This is a genomic window from Mesorhizobium sp. (assembly GCF_017306585.1).
Taxonomy (GTDB): domain Bacteria; phylum Pseudomonadota; class Alphaproteobacteria; order Rhizobiales; family Rhizobiaceae; genus Mesorhizobium.
On sequence record NZ_JAFKIC010000192.1, the window covers coordinates 12,022 to 27,660 of the forward strand.

17 protein-coding genes and 1 tRNA gene are annotated in these 15,639 nt (G+C 64.6%); 11 read left to right on the top strand and 7 right to left on the bottom strand.

What is annotated here, in order from left to right; all coding sequences use genetic code 11:
• The first annotated feature begins 34 nt into the window (after nucleotides 1-34).
• Nucleotides 35-1,075 (top strand): aldehyde reductase, encoded by a 1,041-nt coding sequence (locus tag J0I79_RS23480; RefSeq protein ID WP_292864688.1) that lies wholly within the window; start codon nucleotides 35-37, stop codon nucleotides 1,073-1,075.
• A 33-nt stretch (nucleotides 1,076-1,108) separates the two neighbouring features.
• Here J0I79_RS23480 and J0I79_RS23485 read toward each other — a convergent pair whose 3' ends face one another.
• Nucleotides 1,109-1,999, bottom strand: coding sequence for an SDR family oxidoreductase (locus J0I79_RS23485; protein WP_292864691.1), 891 nt, complete (start codon nucleotides 1,997-1,999; stop codon nucleotides 1,109-1,111).
• Between the two features lie 132 nt (nucleotides 2,000-2,131).
• On the opposite strand from J0I79_RS23485, the gene J0I79_RS23490 reads away from it, so the two are divergent.
• A complete protein-coding gene (locus J0I79_RS23490) occupies nucleotides 2,132-2,539 on the top strand; it encodes a helix-turn-helix domain-containing protein (protein WP_292864735.1) in 408 nt (135 codons plus the stop codon).
• Nucleotides 2,540-2,675: 136 nt separating this feature from the next.
• On the top strand, nucleotides 2,676-3,878 hold the full coding sequence (locus J0I79_RS23495; protein WP_292864694.1) for an NAD(P)/FAD-dependent oxidoreductase: 1,203 nt from the start codon (nucleotides 2,676-2,678) through the stop codon (nucleotides 3,876-3,878).
• A gap of 22 nt (nucleotides 3,879-3,900) precedes the next feature.
• Here the strand turns inward: J0I79_RS23495 and J0I79_RS23500 are convergent, their stop codons facing one another.
• Nucleotides 3,901-4,638 (bottom strand): glutathione S-transferase family protein, encoded by a 738-nt coding sequence (locus J0I79_RS23500; RefSeq protein WP_292864697.1) that lies wholly within the window; start codon nucleotides 4,636-4,638, stop codon nucleotides 3,901-3,903.
• Nucleotide 4,639: 1 nt separating this feature from the next.
• Entirely contained in the window at nucleotides 4,640-4,945 is a 306-nt protein-coding gene (locus J0I79_RS23505) for a Rieske (2Fe-2S) protein (protein ID WP_292864700.1), read from the bottom strand.
• Between the two features lie 98 nt (nucleotides 4,946-5,043).
• Here J0I79_RS23505 and J0I79_RS23510 point away from each other — a divergent pair, with 98 nt between their 5' ends.
• From J0I79_RS23510 to ilvC, 3 genes are all read left to right on the top strand, one after another.
• Nucleotides 5,044-5,502: a MarR family winged helix-turn-helix transcriptional regulator gene (locus J0I79_RS23510; RefSeq protein WP_292864703.1), complete on the top strand. Its 459-nt coding sequence runs from the start codon at nucleotides 5,044-5,046 to the stop codon at nucleotides 5,500-5,502.
• Nucleotides 5,503-5,652: 150 nt separating this feature from the next.
• Complete coding sequence (locus J0I79_RS23515) at nucleotides 5,653-6,306, top strand: TetR/AcrR family transcriptional regulator (RefSeq protein WP_292864705.1); 654 nt, start codon at nucleotides 5,653-5,655, stop codon at nucleotides 6,304-6,306.
• Between the two features lie 22 nt (nucleotides 6,307-6,328).
• Nucleotides 6,329-7,348: a ketol-acid reductoisomerase gene (gene ilvC, locus J0I79_RS23520; RefSeq protein WP_292864708.1), complete on the top strand. Its 1,020-nt coding sequence runs from the start codon at nucleotides 6,329-6,331 to the stop codon at nucleotides 7,346-7,348.
• Between the two features lie 177 nt (nucleotides 7,349-7,525).
• Here the strand turns inward: ilvC and J0I79_RS23525 are convergent, their stop codons facing one another.
• On the bottom strand, nucleotides 7,526-8,101 hold the full coding sequence (locus tag J0I79_RS23525; protein WP_292864711.1) for a BA14K family protein: 576 nt from the start codon (nucleotides 8,099-8,101) through the stop codon (nucleotides 7,526-7,528).
• A 188-nt stretch (nucleotides 8,102-8,289) separates the two neighbouring features.
• Here J0I79_RS23525 and J0I79_RS23530 point away from each other — a divergent pair, with 188 nt between their 5' ends.
• The 3 genes from J0I79_RS23530 to J0I79_RS23540 all read left to right on the top strand — a co-directional run bounded on the left by J0I79_RS23530 (nucleotide 8,290) and on the right by J0I79_RS23540 (nucleotide 11,124).
• Complete coding sequence (locus tag J0I79_RS23530; protein ID WP_292864714.1) at nucleotides 8,290-9,402, top strand: endonuclease/exonuclease/phosphatase family protein; 1,113 nt, start codon at nucleotides 8,290-8,292, stop codon at nucleotides 9,400-9,402.
• A 5-nt stretch (nucleotides 9,403-9,407) separates the two neighbouring features.
• Entirely contained in the window at nucleotides 9,408-10,127 is a 720-nt protein-coding gene (locus tag J0I79_RS23535) for a hypothetical protein (RefSeq protein ID WP_292864717.1), read from the top strand.
• A gap of 73 nt (nucleotides 10,128-10,200) precedes the next feature.
• Nucleotides 10,201-11,124 carry a DMT family transporter gene (locus J0I79_RS23540; protein WP_292864720.1) on the top strand — a complete coding sequence of 308 codons (924 nt, stop codon included), beginning with the start codon at nucleotides 10,201-10,203 and terminating at the stop codon, nucleotides 11,122-11,124.
• 21 nt (nucleotides 11,125-11,145) lie between these two features.
• On the opposite strand, the gene J0I79_RS23545 is transcribed toward J0I79_RS23540, so the two are convergent.
• From J0I79_RS23545 to J0I79_RS23555, 3 genes are read right to left on the bottom strand one after another with little or no spacing between them, the layout of a single operon-like run.
• Nucleotides 11,146-12,363 (bottom strand): ABC transporter permease, encoded by a 1,218-nt coding sequence (locus J0I79_RS23545; RefSeq protein WP_292864723.1) that lies wholly within the window; start codon nucleotides 12,361-12,363, stop codon nucleotides 11,146-11,148.
• A 2-nt stretch (nucleotides 12,364-12,365) separates the two neighbouring features.
• On the bottom strand, nucleotides 12,366-13,073 hold the full coding sequence (locus J0I79_RS23550) for an ABC transporter ATP-binding protein (protein ID WP_292864726.1): 708 nt from the start codon (nucleotides 13,071-13,073) through the stop codon (nucleotides 12,366-12,368).
• A gap of 4 nt (nucleotides 13,074-13,077) precedes the next feature.
• Nucleotides 13,078-14,370 carry an efflux RND transporter periplasmic adaptor subunit gene (locus J0I79_RS23555; protein ID WP_292864729.1) on the bottom strand — a complete coding sequence of 431 codons (1,293 nt, stop codon included), beginning with the start codon at nucleotides 14,368-14,370 and terminating at the stop codon, nucleotides 13,078-13,080.
• A 130-nt stretch (nucleotides 14,371-14,500) separates the two neighbouring features.
• Here J0I79_RS23555 and J0I79_RS23560 point away from each other — a divergent pair, with 130 nt between their 5' ends.
• Both J0I79_RS23560 and J0I79_RS23565 read left to right on the top strand, forming a co-directional pair.
• Nucleotides 14,501-15,406, top strand: a complete 906-nt coding sequence (locus J0I79_RS23560) for a PhzF family phenazine biosynthesis protein (RefSeq protein WP_292864732.1) — start codon at nucleotides 14,501-14,503, stop codon at nucleotides 15,404-15,406.
• A gap of 128 nt (nucleotides 15,407-15,534) precedes the next feature.
• Nucleotides 15,535-15,610: transfer RNA gene (locus J0I79_RS23565), tRNA-Lys, on the top strand.
• The last annotated feature ends 29 nt before the right edge of the window (nucleotides 15,611-15,639 follow it).

Sequence of the window (15,639 nt, forward strand, 5' to 3'; positions counted from 1 at the left end):
CCGATCGCCCTGACCTGGTGGTTGGGAGGCGGGTATGAGCGGCGAATTGGTGCTGGTCACCGGCGGATCGGGGTTCCTCGGCGCCCACTGTATTCTCGAACTGCTGAAGGCGGGCTACCGGGTGCGCACGACCGTGCGCTCCGCCAGGCGCGAGGCCGATGTTCTGGCCATGCTCAAGGCGGGTGGCGCCGAACCCGGCGACAGGCTCTCCTTTGCCATCGCCGACCTGATGAGCGATGCGGGCTGGCCGCAGGCCGTCGCCGGCTGCGACTATGTCCTGCATGTGGCATCGCCCTTTCCGCCCGGCGTACCGAAACACGAGGACGATCTGATCATCCCGGCCCGCGAGGGCGCCTTGCGGGTGCTGCGGGCGGCGCGGGACGCCGGCGTCAAACGTGTCGTGCTCACCTCATCCTTCGCCGCGGTCGGCTATGGCAAGATGCCGCCCGACGGGCGGCCGTTCACCGAGGAGAGCTGGACCGATCCGGCGGGCAAGGTCAGCGCCTATGTGAAATCGAAGACGCTGGCTGAGCGCGCGGCCTGGGATTTCATCGCCGCCGAGGGCGGCAGGCTGGAGCTGGCGGTCGTCAATCCGGTCGGCATATTCGGGCCGGTGCTGGGGGCTGACCATTCGACCTCCACCGAATTCGTCCAGCGCATGATGAATGGTGCGATGCCGGGCCTGCCGCGCCTGTCGTTCGGCGTGGTCGACGCCCGCGACGTGGCGGAGCTGCATGTGCGCGCCATGACCAATCCCGCGGCGAAAGGCGAGCGCTTCCTGGCGGTCTCGGGCGATTTCATGACCGTGCGGGAGATCGCGCAGACGGTGAAGACACGGCTCGGCGATGCAGCAGCGCGCGTCTCGACCCGGGTACTCCCCGACTGGTTGGTGCGGGTGGTGGGGCTGTTCAACCCGGAGGTGGCGCAACTCGTGACCGAGCTCGGCAAGGTCAAGAACGCCACCAATGCCAAGGCCGTGCGCGTGCTGGGCTGGGCGCCGCGCTCACGCGAGGACGCGCTCGCCGCTACCGGCGAGAGCCTGGTTCGGCTCGGCCTCGTCAAGCCATCAAAGTAACGCGGCGGGAGAAAGCCTCCCGCCGCGCCGGTTTCAACCGGCCAGTGCGGCCTTGTTGGCTTCCAGAAACTGTTTGAGCGTTGTGGGTTTGCGGCCGGAAAGCTTTTCGACGGCGTCCGTTACCATGCCAAGGCCCCCGGCGCGGGCGGCCGTGTCGAAAGACACCAGCACACGGGCGATCGGCTCGGGCAGCCCGGCCGCCTTGATGCCCTCGGTCAGCGCTTCGTCGGACAGCTGGATGACCTCGATGGGCTTGCCGGTAACCTCAGTGATCAATGCCGCGACCTCGGTCGTGGTGTAGGCCTGCGGCCCGGTCAGCGTGTAGGTCGTGCTTTCGCTGGCGCCGGAGACCAACCCGCCGGCGATTGCCGCCGCCATGTCGTCGCGGGCGCAATAGGAGATGCGGCCTTCGCCCGCCGAGCTGTACCAGTGACCGGACGCCAGGATCTGGGGCGCCGACATGAACAGGTTTTCGTCATACCAGCCGTTGCGGAAGATCGTATAGGGCACGCCGCTGGCCTTGATCGCCTGCTCGGTGTCGTAATGGTCGGGCGCAAACAGCACGGCCGCGCCGGGCTCGGGATTGGGCAGCGACGTGTAGAGCAGATGCGCGACGCCAGCCTTGCTGGCGGCAGTGACGGCGGCGACCTGCTGCTCGCGCCGCTTTCCCTGGATCGCCAGTTCGTCGGTCGAGATGATCAGCAGGCGGTCCGCGCCCTTGAACGCCTTGGCCATCGAGGCGGCGTCATCGAAATCCGCCTGCCGGACGGTCACGCCCCGTGCCGCCAGATCGCCGAGATTCGCCGGAGTGCGTGTCGTGGCGATGATCCTTTCGGCCGGAACCTTGAACGTGTCGAGCAAGTGGTTGACGACGGCGCGGCCGAGTTTGCCGGAGGCGCCGGTGACGAGAAGCGTTTGGGTCATGGGATGTCCTGGTTGTGCGCTGGTGGATTGGCTCTATGCGCTCTCAAAAAGAGACCAGCACTAAAATAGGAATTGACCCTGTGCCGTAAAGGAGGCAGTTTTTCGGGAGGTAGGCACATGCAGGGAACCAGCATGGACAGCAAGATCGTCAATCTGAAATCGAAGATCGAGATCTACAAAGCCATGACGCCGGGTGCCAATTTCGGCGACTGCCCGGTTCGCGACGTCATGCAGGGAATCAATGGCAAATGGAGCCCGTTGCTGGTGATCGCGCTTGCCGAAAAGCCGTACCGCTTCGGCGAGTTGCGGCGTCTGGTTCCCGATATCTCGCAGCGCATGCTGACCCAGACGCTGCATGAACTGCAACGCGATGGCTATGTGCATCGCGAGGTGTTTCCCACCAAGCCGCCAAGCGTCGAATACAGCCTGACCGACCTCGGGCGATCGATGTTCGTGCCCCTCTATCAACTCGTCCAATGGGCCGAACTCCACCATGGCATGGTGCGCGAAGCGCGGGCCGTCTTTGACGCCCAGGCCTGAGGGAGCGCCGTCGCGTCAAAGCGCCGGCTTGATTTGACGTTACCCATGAAGGATTGTCCCGGCCGGTTCGGCTTCGGGGGGCAGGAGCATTTCCTACACTATCGCAATTGCAGGCGCTGGTCCGGCGGGGCTCGCCATGGCGCTCTATCTCAAGCGTGCCGGGCACGACGTCACCATTTTCGAGCGCTTCGAGGAGCCGAAGCCGGTCGGTTCGGGGCTGATCCTGCAACCGACGGGACTGACGGTTCTGGCCGATCTCGGCCTGCTCGACGACATCACGGCGCTGGGCGCCCGCATCGACCGTCTGCATGGCGCCGACGCTTCGACCGGCCGCACGGTGCTCGATGTCCGCTATGATGCACGGCGCGGCAACCGTTTCGGCCTGGCCGTCCACCGGGCGGCCCTATTCGGCGTGCTGTTTCGTGCCACCCGGCGCGAAGGCATCGCCATCGAGACCGGCGTCGAGATCGAGACGCTGGAGGCCGGCGAGCGGGCAACGCTGATCTGCGCCAATGGACGGCGGGCCGGCCCGTTCGATCTGGTCGTCGATGCCAGCGGTTCACGTTCGAAGCTGCGGCAGGCTACCGGCGAGGCGGGTCTGCCGAGGCCGCTCGTCTATGGCGCGTTCTGGGCCTCGCTCGGCTGGCGCGGCGAGGGCTTTGATGAGCATGCGCTGCTGCAGCGCTACGACAGAGCGAGTGTCATGATCGGCGTGCTGCCGATCGGCCGGCCGGAGCCGGGCGCCGACAGGATGGCGGCCTTCTTCTGGAGCTTGAAGCCAGCCGATGCCGAGGCAGTGCGTGGCCAGGGCCTCGACGCGTGGAAGGCGAGGGTGGTGCGGCTGTGGCCTCGGGCCGAGGCTTTTGTCAGCCAGATCGACAGTTTCGACCAGCTCTCGCTGGCGCGCTACGGCCACCATACGATGAGGCTGCCTGTCGGGCGTAAGCTGGCGATCATCGGCGATGCCGCGCATTCGACCAGCCCCCAACTCGGCCAGGGGGCCAACATGGCGCTGCTCGACGCGGCGGCGCTCGGCTACGCGCTGGCGCGGACCAAAGACGTCGAGGCAGCGCTCACGGTCTATGCGAGGGCGCGGCGCCGGCATGTGCGGGTCTTCCAGGCGCTGTCGCTGGCATTCACGCCTTTCTATCAATCGGATTCCGTGGCGCTGCCGTTTATCCGCGACCGGCTGGTGGCGACGATCGCGAAAATTCCGCCGGCGCCGCAATTCCTGGCTTCGCTGGTCGCCGGTACGGCGATCGATCCGTTCGGGGCGGTAGGGCTCAAGGAAGCGCGATGGGATTTCCGACAAAATCCCGGCCATGATACGAGCCAGTAGGGCACCTTGGATCGATCGGCGCTCAGGCCGATCGCGCCAAGGTGGATGGTCTGGGATCGCTTCGGCCGATGAGGCTCGAGAGATACGAGCCCTTGGCGCGCAGGAAAGTGTCGAGGCGAAGCGGATAGTCTGGCGCAACGGCGTTGCTGATCGACCGACGTTCGCTCAGTGCTTTCCGCCAGGCCTGGACCCGCGGTTTGGCTTCCAGAATGCCGAAGTCGCCGATGCGGTCGAAGGCGTCGAGATAGCGGAATATCGGTCCGTGCACCGCATCGACGAGCGAGAAGCGGGGGCCGGCGAACCATGGGCCGTCGCTGGCGGCGAGTTCGGTTTCCAGGCGACCAAACATGGCCGATAGCGCAGCGGATTCGATAAGGAAGCCGGCCTCGGTCGACGCCGAATAGAAGCGGCCGATGGCGTTGAGGATGGCCGAGCCGAACTCGATCCAGGCGCGATGCCGGGCGCGGGCGTAAGGGTCGGCGGGATGGAGGGGATTGGCCTCGGTCTCCTCGAGAAACTCGAGGATGACGGCGGATTCGAAGATCGAGACTTCCTCGCCCTCCCGCCGTCCGCGCAGCAGCGGCACCTTGCCCAGCGGCGAGATGGCCTTGAACCAGTCGGGCTTGGCGGCGAGGTCGATGTCGACGCGCTCGAACGGCACGTCTTTCTCGCTCAGCGAAATCGCCGCGCGCTGGACATAGGGGCAGAGCGGATGGCTGACGAGAACGAGCTTGCCAGTTATTTCATTCTTCTCGGACATCTCACTCTCCCCAGACATAGTTCAACACGCCGTCGTCGACACGCGTCGACAGGAACATCAGGCGCGAGCCCTTTGGCGCCGGGCCGTCGAGGCGATCGCCCGATGCCATGTCGAAGGAGGCGCCATGCCATTGGCAGACCAGCCTGCCGTCCTCGCAGTCCAGCGGTCCGCCGAAATGCAGGCAGACATTGGCCGCGGCGCGGATGCGCTCGCCGCTGCGCCAGACATGAACCTCGCGGCCGAAGAAGGGAGCGATCAGGCTGCCCGTTCGCGGAATGTCGATGAGTTTGCAGATTTCGTGCTTCACGGATTTGCCTTTCGGTTTGATGCAGCTGCATCTATGTAGATGCATGTGCATTTATCGTCAAGCTTGATGCATCTGCATCTATCTTCTATGGATAGGCCATGACCGAAAGAGCCATGCCTTCGCCGGAAGCCATAAAAGCCTGGGCGCGCCTGATGCGGGTTTCGCGCCAGCTGGTGGAAAGCGCCGAAGATGCGCTGAAGCAAGGCGGCCTGCCGCCGCTTGCCTGGTATGATGTGTTGCACGAACTGGCCGAAGCGGGCGAGGGCGGTCTGCGGCCGTTTCAATTGATCGAGCGCACCCTGTTCGCGCAGTACAACATCTCGCGGCTCCTGGCGCGGCTGGAGGCCGACGGGTTGGTCGAGAAACTGCCGGTGGCCGACGACGGCCGGGGGCAGACCATCCGCATCTCGGCCAAGGGCCGTGAGACGCGCCGCCGGATGTGGGCGGTCTATGGCCGGTCGATCGCTGAACTGGTCGGCGCCAGGCTTTCGCCCGACGAACTGAACGCGCTGTCGGCGCTGCTCGGGAGGCTACGCCATCCGCCTGCCGAGGATTGATACCGAAACGCCGGATCACTTGGCGAGATCGGGCCGGCAAACGGAAATAAGGCTTGCAAGCCTCTCCACGATGCGGCATAGAGCTGCGAACCGTAACGTACGGTACGGCTTGCCACAATTGGCGGCTCGCCGTGCTGCCAGGGAACAATCGTGTTGCAGGCAAACGCCGACATCGACAACAGCCAGGCGCTGACGGAGCGGCAGCAGGCCGTTCTGGACGCTGTCCTGCGGCTGCTGGTCGAGGAGGGCGATAACCTCACCATGACCGCCGTGGCGCGGCGGGCAAGCTGTTCGAAGGAAACGCTCTACAAATGGTTCGGCGACCGTGACGGGCTGTTGACGGCGACGGTGCAGTGGCAGGCGTCGAAGGTGCGCGTGGCCGCGGTCGACGGCAGGGGACTCGATCTCGCCTCGCTGACGGCAAGCCTGGAGCGCTTTGCATCCGACTGGCTGAAGGTGATCTCCAGCGACACGTCGATCGCGCTCAACAGGGTGGCGGTCAGCCATGCCGGTTCAGGCAAGGACAATCTTGGCGCTGTCGTGCTGGAAAACGGCCGCTTTGCGCTCGCAAAACGGTTGAAGCCGGTGCTCGAGGCCGGCAAGAAGGCGGGCCTTCTAGATTTCGCGGATGCCGAAACGGCATTCCGCAGCTTTTTCGGGCTGGTTGGCCGGGACGTGCAGATCCGTCTCCTGCTCGGCGATCGGCTGGAATTGACTGAGGCGGCGATCGGCGGCGATGCCGCGCGGGCGACGCAGCAGTTTCTCGCTCTTTTCGGAGCAAAAACCGGCCCTCAGGGCCACTGATCTAAAACGGGAAGGAAGTAAAATGCGCGTCTATTACGATCGTGATGCCGATCTCAACCTGATCAAGGGCAAGAAGGTCGCCATCATCGGCTATGGCAGCCAGGGCCGGGCGCATGCGCTCAACCTCAAGGATTCCGGCGCCAAGGAGATCGCCATCGGTCTCAAGGCGGGTTCGGCGACCGCCAAGAAGGTCGAGGCCGACGGTCTCAAGGTGATGAGCGTGGCGGATGCCGCCAAATGGGCCGACCTGATGATGATGGCGACGCCCGACGAACTGCAGGCCGACATCTACAAGAACGAGATCGCGCCGAACATCCGCGACGGCGCCGCGATCGCCTTCGCGCACGGCCTCAACGTGCATTTCGGCCTGATCGAGCCGAAGTCGACCGTCGACGTCGTCATGATCGCGCCGAAGGGCCCGGGCCACACGGTGCGCGGCGAATACCAGAAGGGCGGCGGCGTGCCGTGCCTGGTCGCCGTCAACCAGGACGCCTCGGGCAACGCGCTCGATCTGGCGCTCTCCTACGCCTGCGGCGTCGGCGGCGGCCGTTCGGGCATCATCGAGACCAATTTCCGCGAGGAATGCGAAACCGACCTGTTCGGCGAGCAGGTCGTGCTGTGCGGCGGTCTGGTCGAGCTGATCCGCGCCGGCTTCGAGACGCTGGTGGAAGCCGGCTACGCGCCGGAAATGGCCTATTTCGAGTGCCTGCACGAAGTGAAGCTGATCGTCGACCTGATCTATGAAGGCGGCATCGCCAACATGAACTACTCGATCTCGAACACCACCGAATGGGGCGAGTATGTCTCGGGTCCGCGCATCATCACCGCCGAGACCAAGGCCGAGATGAAGCGCGTGCTGAAGGACATCCAGACCGGCAAGTTCACCTCGGAATGGATGCAGGAATACCGTGCCGGCCTGTCGCGCTTCAAGGGCATCCGCCGCATGAACGACAGCCACCAGATCGAGGAAGTCGGCGCCAAGCTGCGCGCCATGATGCCGTGGATCTCCAAGAACAAGCTGGTCGACAAGACCAAGAACTAAGCTGCGAGCTTGTCCGATTGCAATAAGGGGGCGGCTTTGGCCGCCCCTTCTTTTGTGTTGTCAGGCGCTTAGCCCGGCGGGCTCGCTAACGTCGTCCGGCACTATCGCCGGACGCGCTGGGAGCCGCATTTCAAAATGAAAAAGGCGCCGCAATCGCAGCGCCGTTTTTCCCTGTCTTTATCGGCTATAGGGCGACCAGCACTGCTGACGCGGCCCATTATAGGGCTGGAACGTGTTGTCATAGGCCCGATAGGACCGGTAGCGATTGTAGCACCACTGCACGTGGGCGCTGGAAAGGCGGCCGGCACGATAGTAGCGGCGCGGCGCCGGCTGATAGTAGTCGTAGTTGTTATAGTTGTTGTACATGCTACCGAGACCGAGGCCCAGGCCAAGGCCAAGCACCGCGGCGGCGCCATCGTCATAGTAGCCACCGCCGCCACGATAGTGACGGTGACGCCAGCGCCAATTGTCGCCACGGTTCCAGTTGCCGCGGTTCCAGTTGCCGCGATCCCAATTGCCGCGGTTCCAGTGGCCCGACCGGCGGAATCTCCAATCGTTGCCGTTGAACTGCCGTTGGTTATTGCCGCCCGCCCAGCTGTCGCGGACCGGAGTGGCCGTAGGCGAAGTCGAACTCGCCGGAACCGCCAGGTTCGGCTGGAGGATCGGACCGGCATAGGACGGAGCCGTGATGCTGGAAACAATGCCGAGCGCTATCAGCCCGGACTTGATGGTGGTTGAAAAGAACGAATTCATTTTAATCTCCAAGAGAAACGGCCCCACGCCTACCCTGGGAATGGGCCTACTGTGGATCTTTGCGTCTGAACGGCGGATGAACGGAAAGGTTCCGTCAACCATGGCGCGAAAGCCGTCAGGACCAAACGATCCCTGCTTGTGGCCCCGCGACCTTGTTTTCTCCATCGCTTGCAGGCAAAGGTCAGGGCATGTCGCTGCGCCTTGCCACCTTCAACGTCGAGAACCTGATGAACAGGTTCGATTTTTCCGGCTACCGCAACCAGCTCAACGAGGATCGGACGCTGGCGCTGTTCGATATCCAGAGCGAAGCGGAATACAGGATGCTGGAGCAGGCGCGGGCGATTGCCCAGTCCGACGATACGCGTCAGCTGACGGCACTCGCCATCGCGGCCACGCGCGCGGACATCATCTGCATGCAGGAGGTCGACAACATCGAGGCGCTGAAGGCCTTCGAATATGGCTATCTGTTCAAGATGGTGGGGCAGGGTTACCGCCAGAAATACACCACGTCGGGCAATGATTCACGCGGCATCGATGTCGCCGTGATGATGCGCAACGAAACCGCGCAGGGCCAGCCGATCGAATTCGTGCGCATGACCAGCCACGCCTATGTCACCTACGAGCAGTTCGGTCTGCACACGCCGGAGCTTGAAGCTCTCGGCAACCAGGCCAATGAGCGCATCTTCCGGCGCGACTGCCTGGAGGTCGACATCAAGGTCGGCGAGTTGCCGCTGACGCTCTATCTCGTGCATTTCAAGTCGATGGGCCCGCCGCGCGGCGGGCTAGACGGACGCGAGGCGACGATGCCGGTGCGCATCGCGGAGGCACAGGCCGTGCGGCGCATTATCGAGGACCGCTTCGGTGGGGAGCATGCCGCCGACAAGCGGTGGGCGATCTGCGGCGACATGAACGACTACCGCCAGCGTGTGAAGATCGCCGGCGATGATGTCGACGGTTACCGCTTCGAGGTGGTCGACGAGAACCTGTCCTGCATCAACGTGCTGACGGCGGGCGGGTTTTGCGAAAACATCGTCGAGCGGCGGCCGGAAATGAACCGCTGGACCTTCTATCACACGAGAGGCCCACAGGAGCGGCACCTTTGCCAGCTCGACTATATCCTGCTGTCGAAGGGGCTGGCGGCAAGGAATGCCGCCGCCGTTCCCGACATCATCCGCAACGGCCAGCCCTGGCGCACGATCTTTCCGGCGGGGCAGGAGGTCGAGCGGTTTCCCCGCGCCGGATGGGACCGGCCGAAAGCCTCGGATCATTGCCCGGTGGCGATCACGCTGGACATGGCCTGACAGGCATGAGTTTCGACCTGCCGCGCAACGTCATCCTGCCGGTCGATGCGATCGACGTGCGGCTCGATCCCGGCCCGCATCCGTTCGCGCTGGATAATGCAGACGCCATCAAGGCGAACTGGGAGCAGGAAATAGCGGCCAAACCGGCGCTTTTCGACGGCACGGTCGTGCTCCTGTCGCAACTTGCCTGGCGCGACGGGCGCCTTGTCGGTCGCTGCCATGCGGTCAACTACTCCACCTTCATGCTGTGGCGAAAGCGGCGCGAGAATTCGGGCGCCGAGCATGCGTACGCCCACGCCATGCTGGTGGCCGGCGACAATGCGCTTGTGGCGATCCGCATGGGGAGCCACACGGTGGGCGCCGGCGCCGTCTACTTCGCCGCCGGTTCGTTCGAGCCGGTCGACTTCCGCGACGGGCTGGTCGATGTCGATTCCAACATGATCCGCGAAGTGCGCGAGGAGACCGGCCTCGACCTGTCGGATGCCAGACGCGGCCGGCGCTGGCACGCTTTGTCGATCCCAAGCGGCACCGTCATCTTCCGCCGCTACCATGTTGATGAGCCGGCTGATGATGTTGCGTCGCGCATCCGCGCCTTCGTTGCGGCCGAGGCTGATCCGGAAATCGAGGGGCCGGTGATCATCCGCAATGCGACCGACCTGCCGAAGGGATTGGCGCCGCATATGAAGCCGCTGGTCGAGTGGCATTTCGCGGCTGGCTCTTCCTGAGTTCGGCCACACCACCAATGGATGTGCGAACAGCGGAAGCCGGGTAGAGCCCGCCAGATCGAATGGAACGACGATGGAAGCCAAACCGGGGCTGACGCGCGCCACGATCATGCTGTCGGCGGGTATGGCCCTGTCCGGCACGGCAGGCCTTTTTTCCATCGAGTCCGGCCAGCCGACGCTCAACGTCATCTTTTTTCGTTGTGTCTTCGGCGCGATTGCGCTGGTTGGGTGGAGCGCGCTCACGCAGGGATGGAAGAGCCTCTTCATCAGGGACAAGGCGCTGTGGCCACTCGTGCTGATCAGTGGCATCTGCCTCGTCCTGAATTGGGTCGCCCTGTTCCAGGCCTTCAAGCTGACATCGATCGGCTTCGCGACGATCATCTATCACTTGCAACCTTTCTGGATCACGCTGGCAGGGGCTTTCCTGCTCAAGGAGGGGCTGTCGCGGGATAAACTGGGATGGATCTGCGTCGCCTTCCTCGGTCTTGTCCTCATCATCCTGCCGAAGCTCGGTGTTATCAGGGCTGATCACGACTGGCTTGTCGGCGTCGCCCTGGCGCTTGTCGCGTCACTGTTCTACGCCGCCACCACCTTGACCACGCGAGCCGTAAAATCGGTCAGGCCGAGCGTGCTCAGCGCCGTTCATTGCCTGATCGGCGTGATTGTTTTTGCACCGTTCGTCGATCTGGCCGCACTTCAAAGCGGCGGCAATGGCATGTGGGGCTGGCTTGTCGGCCTTGGCGTCATCCACACAGGCGTCGTCTACATCCTGCTCTATTCATCCTACCCCAGGCTGCCGATCACCGTCATCGCGGCCGGATCGTTCCTGAATCCGGTTGCCGCGTTGCTGTCCGATTTCTTCGTCTTCGGCCGTTCCATTACCGCCATGCAAGGCGCGGGGCTTGTCCTGATCCTGCTGGCGGGGCTTGCCGTTAATCTGGGCTGGCCTTTTGTTTTTGCCTTCAGGCGCAGGGCTGCGCCGGCGCAAGAATCCTGACGGCGGATCTTCGCCGGCCCGCTATTCGTGCCGCAAGGCGTCGATCGGGTCGAGCCTGGCGCCGCGCAGCGCCGGGAAGAAGCCGAACACCATGCCGATCAGCGCCGAGAAGCCGACCGCGAGCAGGATGACGGCCGGGCTCGGCGCAAAAGGTATGGTCAGCGTCGCCGAGGCGAGGCCGGCCAGCGAAAGCCCGATCAGGATGCCGATGATGCCGCCGAGCAGCGACAGCACCGTCGCCTCGACCAGGAACTGGATGAGGATGTGCTTTTCATGCGCGCCGATGGCGAGCCGGATGCCGATCTCGCGCGTGCGCTCGGTGACCGAGACCAGCATGATGTTCATGATGCCGATGCCGCCGACCAGCAGGCTGACACCGGCGACCGCGCCCAGCATGCCGGTCATGGTCGTTGTGGCGCTGGCCATGGCGTCGGCGATCTGGGTCATGTCGCGGATGGCGAAATCGCTCTCGCGGTCAGGCGTGACACGGCGCGCATCACGCAGGATATCCTCGACGCGAGGCTGCAGTTCGCTGGTCGGGGTGCGGTCGTCGGCGGCGATGTAGATATTGTCGATGTCGCGGTTGCCGGCGATGCGGCGCTGGTAGGCGTGCAGCGGCATCAGCACGACATTGTCCTGATCCTGGCCGAAACCGGTATAGCCCTTGGGTTCGAGCAGGCCGATGATCTTGCAGGAGGTGCGGTTGACGCGGATGGTTTCGCCCTCGGGGTCGCCGGCGCCGAAGAACTGCTGGCGCACGGTCTCGCCGATCAGGCACACGCCGGTGCCCGAACGGGTCTCGGAATCGCTGAACGGGCGGCCCGACGCCAGCTTCCAGTCGCGCGCGTCGAGATAGGCACTGTCGGTGCCGGTGACGCCGGAGGTCAGGCTCTCGGTGCCGAAGATGACGCGCACCTGCTTCTGCGAGGCCGGCGAGATGGCGCGCGCGCCGCTCAGATGCGCGACCAGTGCGGCAAGATCCTTTTCGGCCAACGGTCGCACCGCCTGGTCGAGCCCGCCCGGACCGCCTGGGCCGGCCGGGCGTCCGGCCCGCACGACGAGCAGATTGCTGCCGAGCTTGGCGATATCGGCCTTGACCTTCTGCGTCGTGCCGGAGCCGATGGTGAGCATGGCAATGACGGCGGCCACGCCGATGACGATGCCGAGCAGCGTCAGGAACGAGCGCAGCACGTTGCGGCGGATGGAGCGCAGCGAAAGGCGGACGGTTTCCCAGATCATGGTCAGGCGACCTCGACGTTCATGGTGTCAGAGGCGACATGGCCGTCGAGGAAGCGGATGGTGCGCTCGGCATATTCGGCGACGTCGGCCTCGTGCGTGACCATGGTTATGGTCAGGCCAAGCTCCCTGTTCAGGCGCGTCAGCAGTTCCATGATTTCGTGCGTGCGGGCGGTGTCGAGATTGCCGGTCGGCTCGTCGGCGACCAGCAAGGTCGGCTTGGTGACGATGGCGCGCGCGATCGCCACGCGTTGCTGCTGGCCGCCGGAGAGTTCGGCCGGTGTGTGGTGCTCGCGGCCGACAAGGCCGACCTCGGCCAGCGCCTGCATGGCAAGGTCGCGGCGCTCGCGGGCGGCGACGCCGCGATAGATCAGCGGCAGTTCGACATTTTCCGCCGCAGTGGTGCGCGCCAGGAGATTGTAACCCTGGAAGACGAAGCCGACATAGAGATTGCGCAGCATGGCGCGGCGGTTGCGGTCGAGCCGCCCGGCATCGACGCCCATGAACGAGTAGGTGCCGGCCGTGGGCGTGTCGAGGCAGCCGATGATGTTCATCGCCGTCGACTTGCCGGAACCGGACGGTCCCATGATGGCGACGAATTCGCCGCGCCGGATAGCAAGGTCGACGCCGGCCAAGGCGTGCACCTTGGCCTCACCCTGGCCATAGCTCTTCCAGACCTTGTCGAAGGTGATGAGGGGCGCACCGGCGGCCACGGCCTCAGCCCCGCTGCTGCGAGGCTGTTATCACCTGCGCGCCTTCCTCCAGCCCTGACGTGATCTCGGTCAGTTCGCCATCGGTCGAGCCGATCTTGACGCTGACCGCGCGCGGTTGACCGTTCTCCAGCACATAGAGCGTGCGCGAGCCGTCCGTGGGGGCGGTTGCCGCCTGGCGCTGGCGATTGCCGCCCGGACGCCCCATCCGGCCGGTGAACAGGTCGCTGAAGCTCCAGCCCCGCGCCGCCTGCTGGGCCGGGCGATAGCGGAAGGCGCTGGCCGGCACGGTGAGCACGTCCTTGGCTTGTCTGGTGACGACCGACACCGTGGCAGTCATGCCGGGGCGCAACAGCAGCTCGTTATTGTCGACTTCCAGCCTCGCATTATAGGTGACGACGCCATCCGTGGTGACCGAGGCGTAGGAGATGTCGCGGATCTCGGCGTCGAACGGCCGGTCCGGAAAGGCGTCCACCGTGAAGCGAGCATGCTGGCCCGGCTTGACCGCGCCGATATCGGCCTCATCGACTGCCGCGACCAATTCCATGTTGCGCAAATCGGCGGCGATGACGAACAGCACCGGCGCCTGCAACGAGGAGGCGACCGTCTGGCCGGGATCGACCGAGCGGGTCAGCACGATGCCGTCGATGGGCGCGTAGATGGTGCTGTTGGCAAGGTCGGTCTGCTGCGATTTGAGATCGGCATTGGCGATGGCGAGATTGGCCTGTGCGCTGTCGAGCGCCGCCTTGGAGCGGTCGCGCGTCGCGGTTGCCGCTTCGAGCGACTGGTCGGTCGCCATGCCGCGCTTGGTCAAGGCGGCCGCGCGCACCAGTGCGCTCTCGTTCTCCGCCAGCGTCACGGTGGCGTCCTCGACATTGGCGGCGGCCGCCTTGGCCGAGGCCTCGGCGCGTTCGATCTGGACCTGCAGCTTGGCGGTGTCGAGCGCGGCCAGCACGTCGCCCTTCTTCACCTGCTGGTTCTCGTTGACGGCGACCGAGCGTATGATGCCGGAGAGCTGGCTTGAGATGTCGACCTGGGTGAGCGGCTGCAGCGTGCCCGTCGCCGAGACCTGCACGGTGAGGTCGGCCTTGGCGGCTGGAACGGTGGTGTAGTCGATCCTGGCCGGCGTCCCGGCATACCACTGATAGAAGGCGAAGGCCGCGACCAGAACGATCAGCGACAGCAGCGCGTAGAGCCAGCCACGGCGGCGCGTCCTGCGCCGGCCGGTGCGGTCGAGGCCCAACGCCGTTTCGATGGCGGAATCCGATTCCGTCTTTGGCAGATTGACAATCTGGTCCACGCCGGACCCCCTGAAGCGCAATATGTCCCTATGGGTGCACAGATCAGTGCTGACGGTTCGAATATCAAATTAAATTTCGCTCATGTTGGGATTGAGGCAGAAATTCGGATCAACGCGGAAGGTTCTCTCGATGAAACGCGATTACTTGCTTTACGATGTGTTTACGACCGACAGGCTGGCCGGCAATCCGCTCGCCGTGGTGCTGGATAGCAGTGGCCTTGATACGGCCGCGATGCAGGCCATCGCGCGTGAATTCAACCTTTCCGAATCGGTTTTCGTGCTGCCGCCGGACAATCCCACGCATCGCGCCCGCATCCGCATCTTCACGCCGGACTACGAAATGCCCTTTGCGGGTCACCCAACGGTGGGCTCGGCGATCGCGCTGGCGGAACTTGCCGGGGAAGGCGTGGCCGGCATCTTCGTGCTGGAAGAAAATATCGGCCCGGTGCGTTGCGCCGTAAGCAGGCATGATGGCGCCACCTTTGCTGAGTTCGACCTGGCGAGGTTGCCCGAACCGCTGAAGCTCGAAGCCGATCCCAAGGCGATCGGTGCCGCGCTGGGGCTGGCGCCGCACGAGATCGGTTTCGAGAATCACGTGGTGTCGTTCTGGTCGGCCGGTGTGCCCTATGTGACCATCCCGGTCGCCAATCTGGAGGCCGCCGGCCGCATCCGGTTCGACAACCAGGCCTGGGCGGAGCTAGCGCCGCGCAAGAGCGAATGGGCCTTCGCCAGCCCCTATGTCTACTGCCGCGAGACAGTGAACCATGAAAGCGCCTTCCATGTGCGCATGGTCGTGCCGGGAACGCCTTCCTACGAGGATCCGGCAACCGGTTCGGCGGCCGCCGCCTTCGCCGGCGCCATCATGCAGTTCGACGCGCCGACCGACGGGGTTTCGCAGCTGTGGATAGAGCAGGGGCTGGAAATGGGCCGACCGTCGCGCATCCGCCTCGAACTCAATGTCGAAGGCGGAAAACTCGCCTCCGCGCGCATTGGCGGCAATGCTGTGAAGGTGGCGGAAGGCAGGCTTTTCGTCTGACGTTGCAAGGCCTCGCCGGCGATAAACGCGTCTCCGGTGCGATTTGTCGGGAAATGATTCCGGCAGGGCTGGACAGGACCGGAATCGGCGGCTATATGCCCGCCAACGCCGGTTTTTGCCGGCCGAGTGGGTGCGTAGCTCAGTTGGTAGAGCAGCTGACTCTTAATCAGCGGGTCCACAGTTCGATCCTGTGCGCACCCACCAAAAATCTCATAGATTTGGTGGAAAGACCC

Bases quoted from the DNA above. Each gene is read 5' to 3' on its own strand.
- J0I79_RS23545 (WP_292864723.1), bottom strand. From the start codon at position 12,363: ATGATCTGGGAAACCGTCCGCCTTTCGCTGCGCTCCATCCGCCGCAAC.
- J0I79_RS23495 (WP_292864694.1), top strand. From the start codon at position 2,676: ATGGCGCTCTATCTCAAGCGTGCCGGGCACGACGTCACCATTTTCGAG.
- ilvC (WP_292864708.1), top strand. From the start codon at position 6,329: ATGCGCGTCTATTACGATCGTGATGCCGATCTCAACCTGATCAAGGGC.
- J0I79_RS23535 (WP_292864717.1), top strand. From the start codon at position 9,408: ATGAGTTTCGACCTGCCGCGCAACGTCATCCTGCCGGTCGATGCGATC.
- J0I79_RS23480 (WP_292864688.1), top strand. From the start codon at position 35: ATGAGCGGCGAATTGGTGCTGGTCACCGGCGGATCGGGGTTCCTCGGC.
- J0I79_RS23530 (WP_292864714.1), top strand. From the start codon at position 8,290: ATGTCGCTGCGCCTTGCCACCTTCAACGTCGAGAACCTGATGAACAGG.
- J0I79_RS23490 (WP_292864735.1), top strand. From the start codon at position 2,132: ATGGACAGCAAGATCGTCAATCTGAAATCGAAGATCGAGATCTACAAA.
- J0I79_RS23540 (WP_292864720.1), top strand. From the start codon at position 10,201: ATGGAAGCCAAACCGGGGCTGACGCGCGCCACGATCATGCTGTCGGCG.
- J0I79_RS23500 (WP_292864697.1), bottom strand. From the start codon at position 4,638: ATGTCCGAGAAGAATGAAATAACTGGCAAGCTCGTTCTCGTCAGCCAT.
- J0I79_RS23510 (WP_292864703.1), top strand. From the start codon at position 5,044: ATGACCGAAAGAGCCATGCCTTCGCCGGAAGCCATAAAAGCCTGGGCG.
- J0I79_RS23485 (WP_292864691.1), bottom strand. From the start codon at position 1,999: ATGACCCAAACGCTTCTCGTCACCGGCGCCTCCGGCAAACTCGGCCGC.
- J0I79_RS23560 (WP_292864732.1), top strand. From the start codon at position 14,501: ATGAAACGCGATTACTTGCTTTACGATGTGTTTACGACCGACAGGCTG.
- J0I79_RS23525 (WP_292864711.1), bottom strand. From the start codon at position 8,101: ATGAATTCGTTCTTTTCAACCACCATCAAGTCCGGGCTGATAGCGCTC.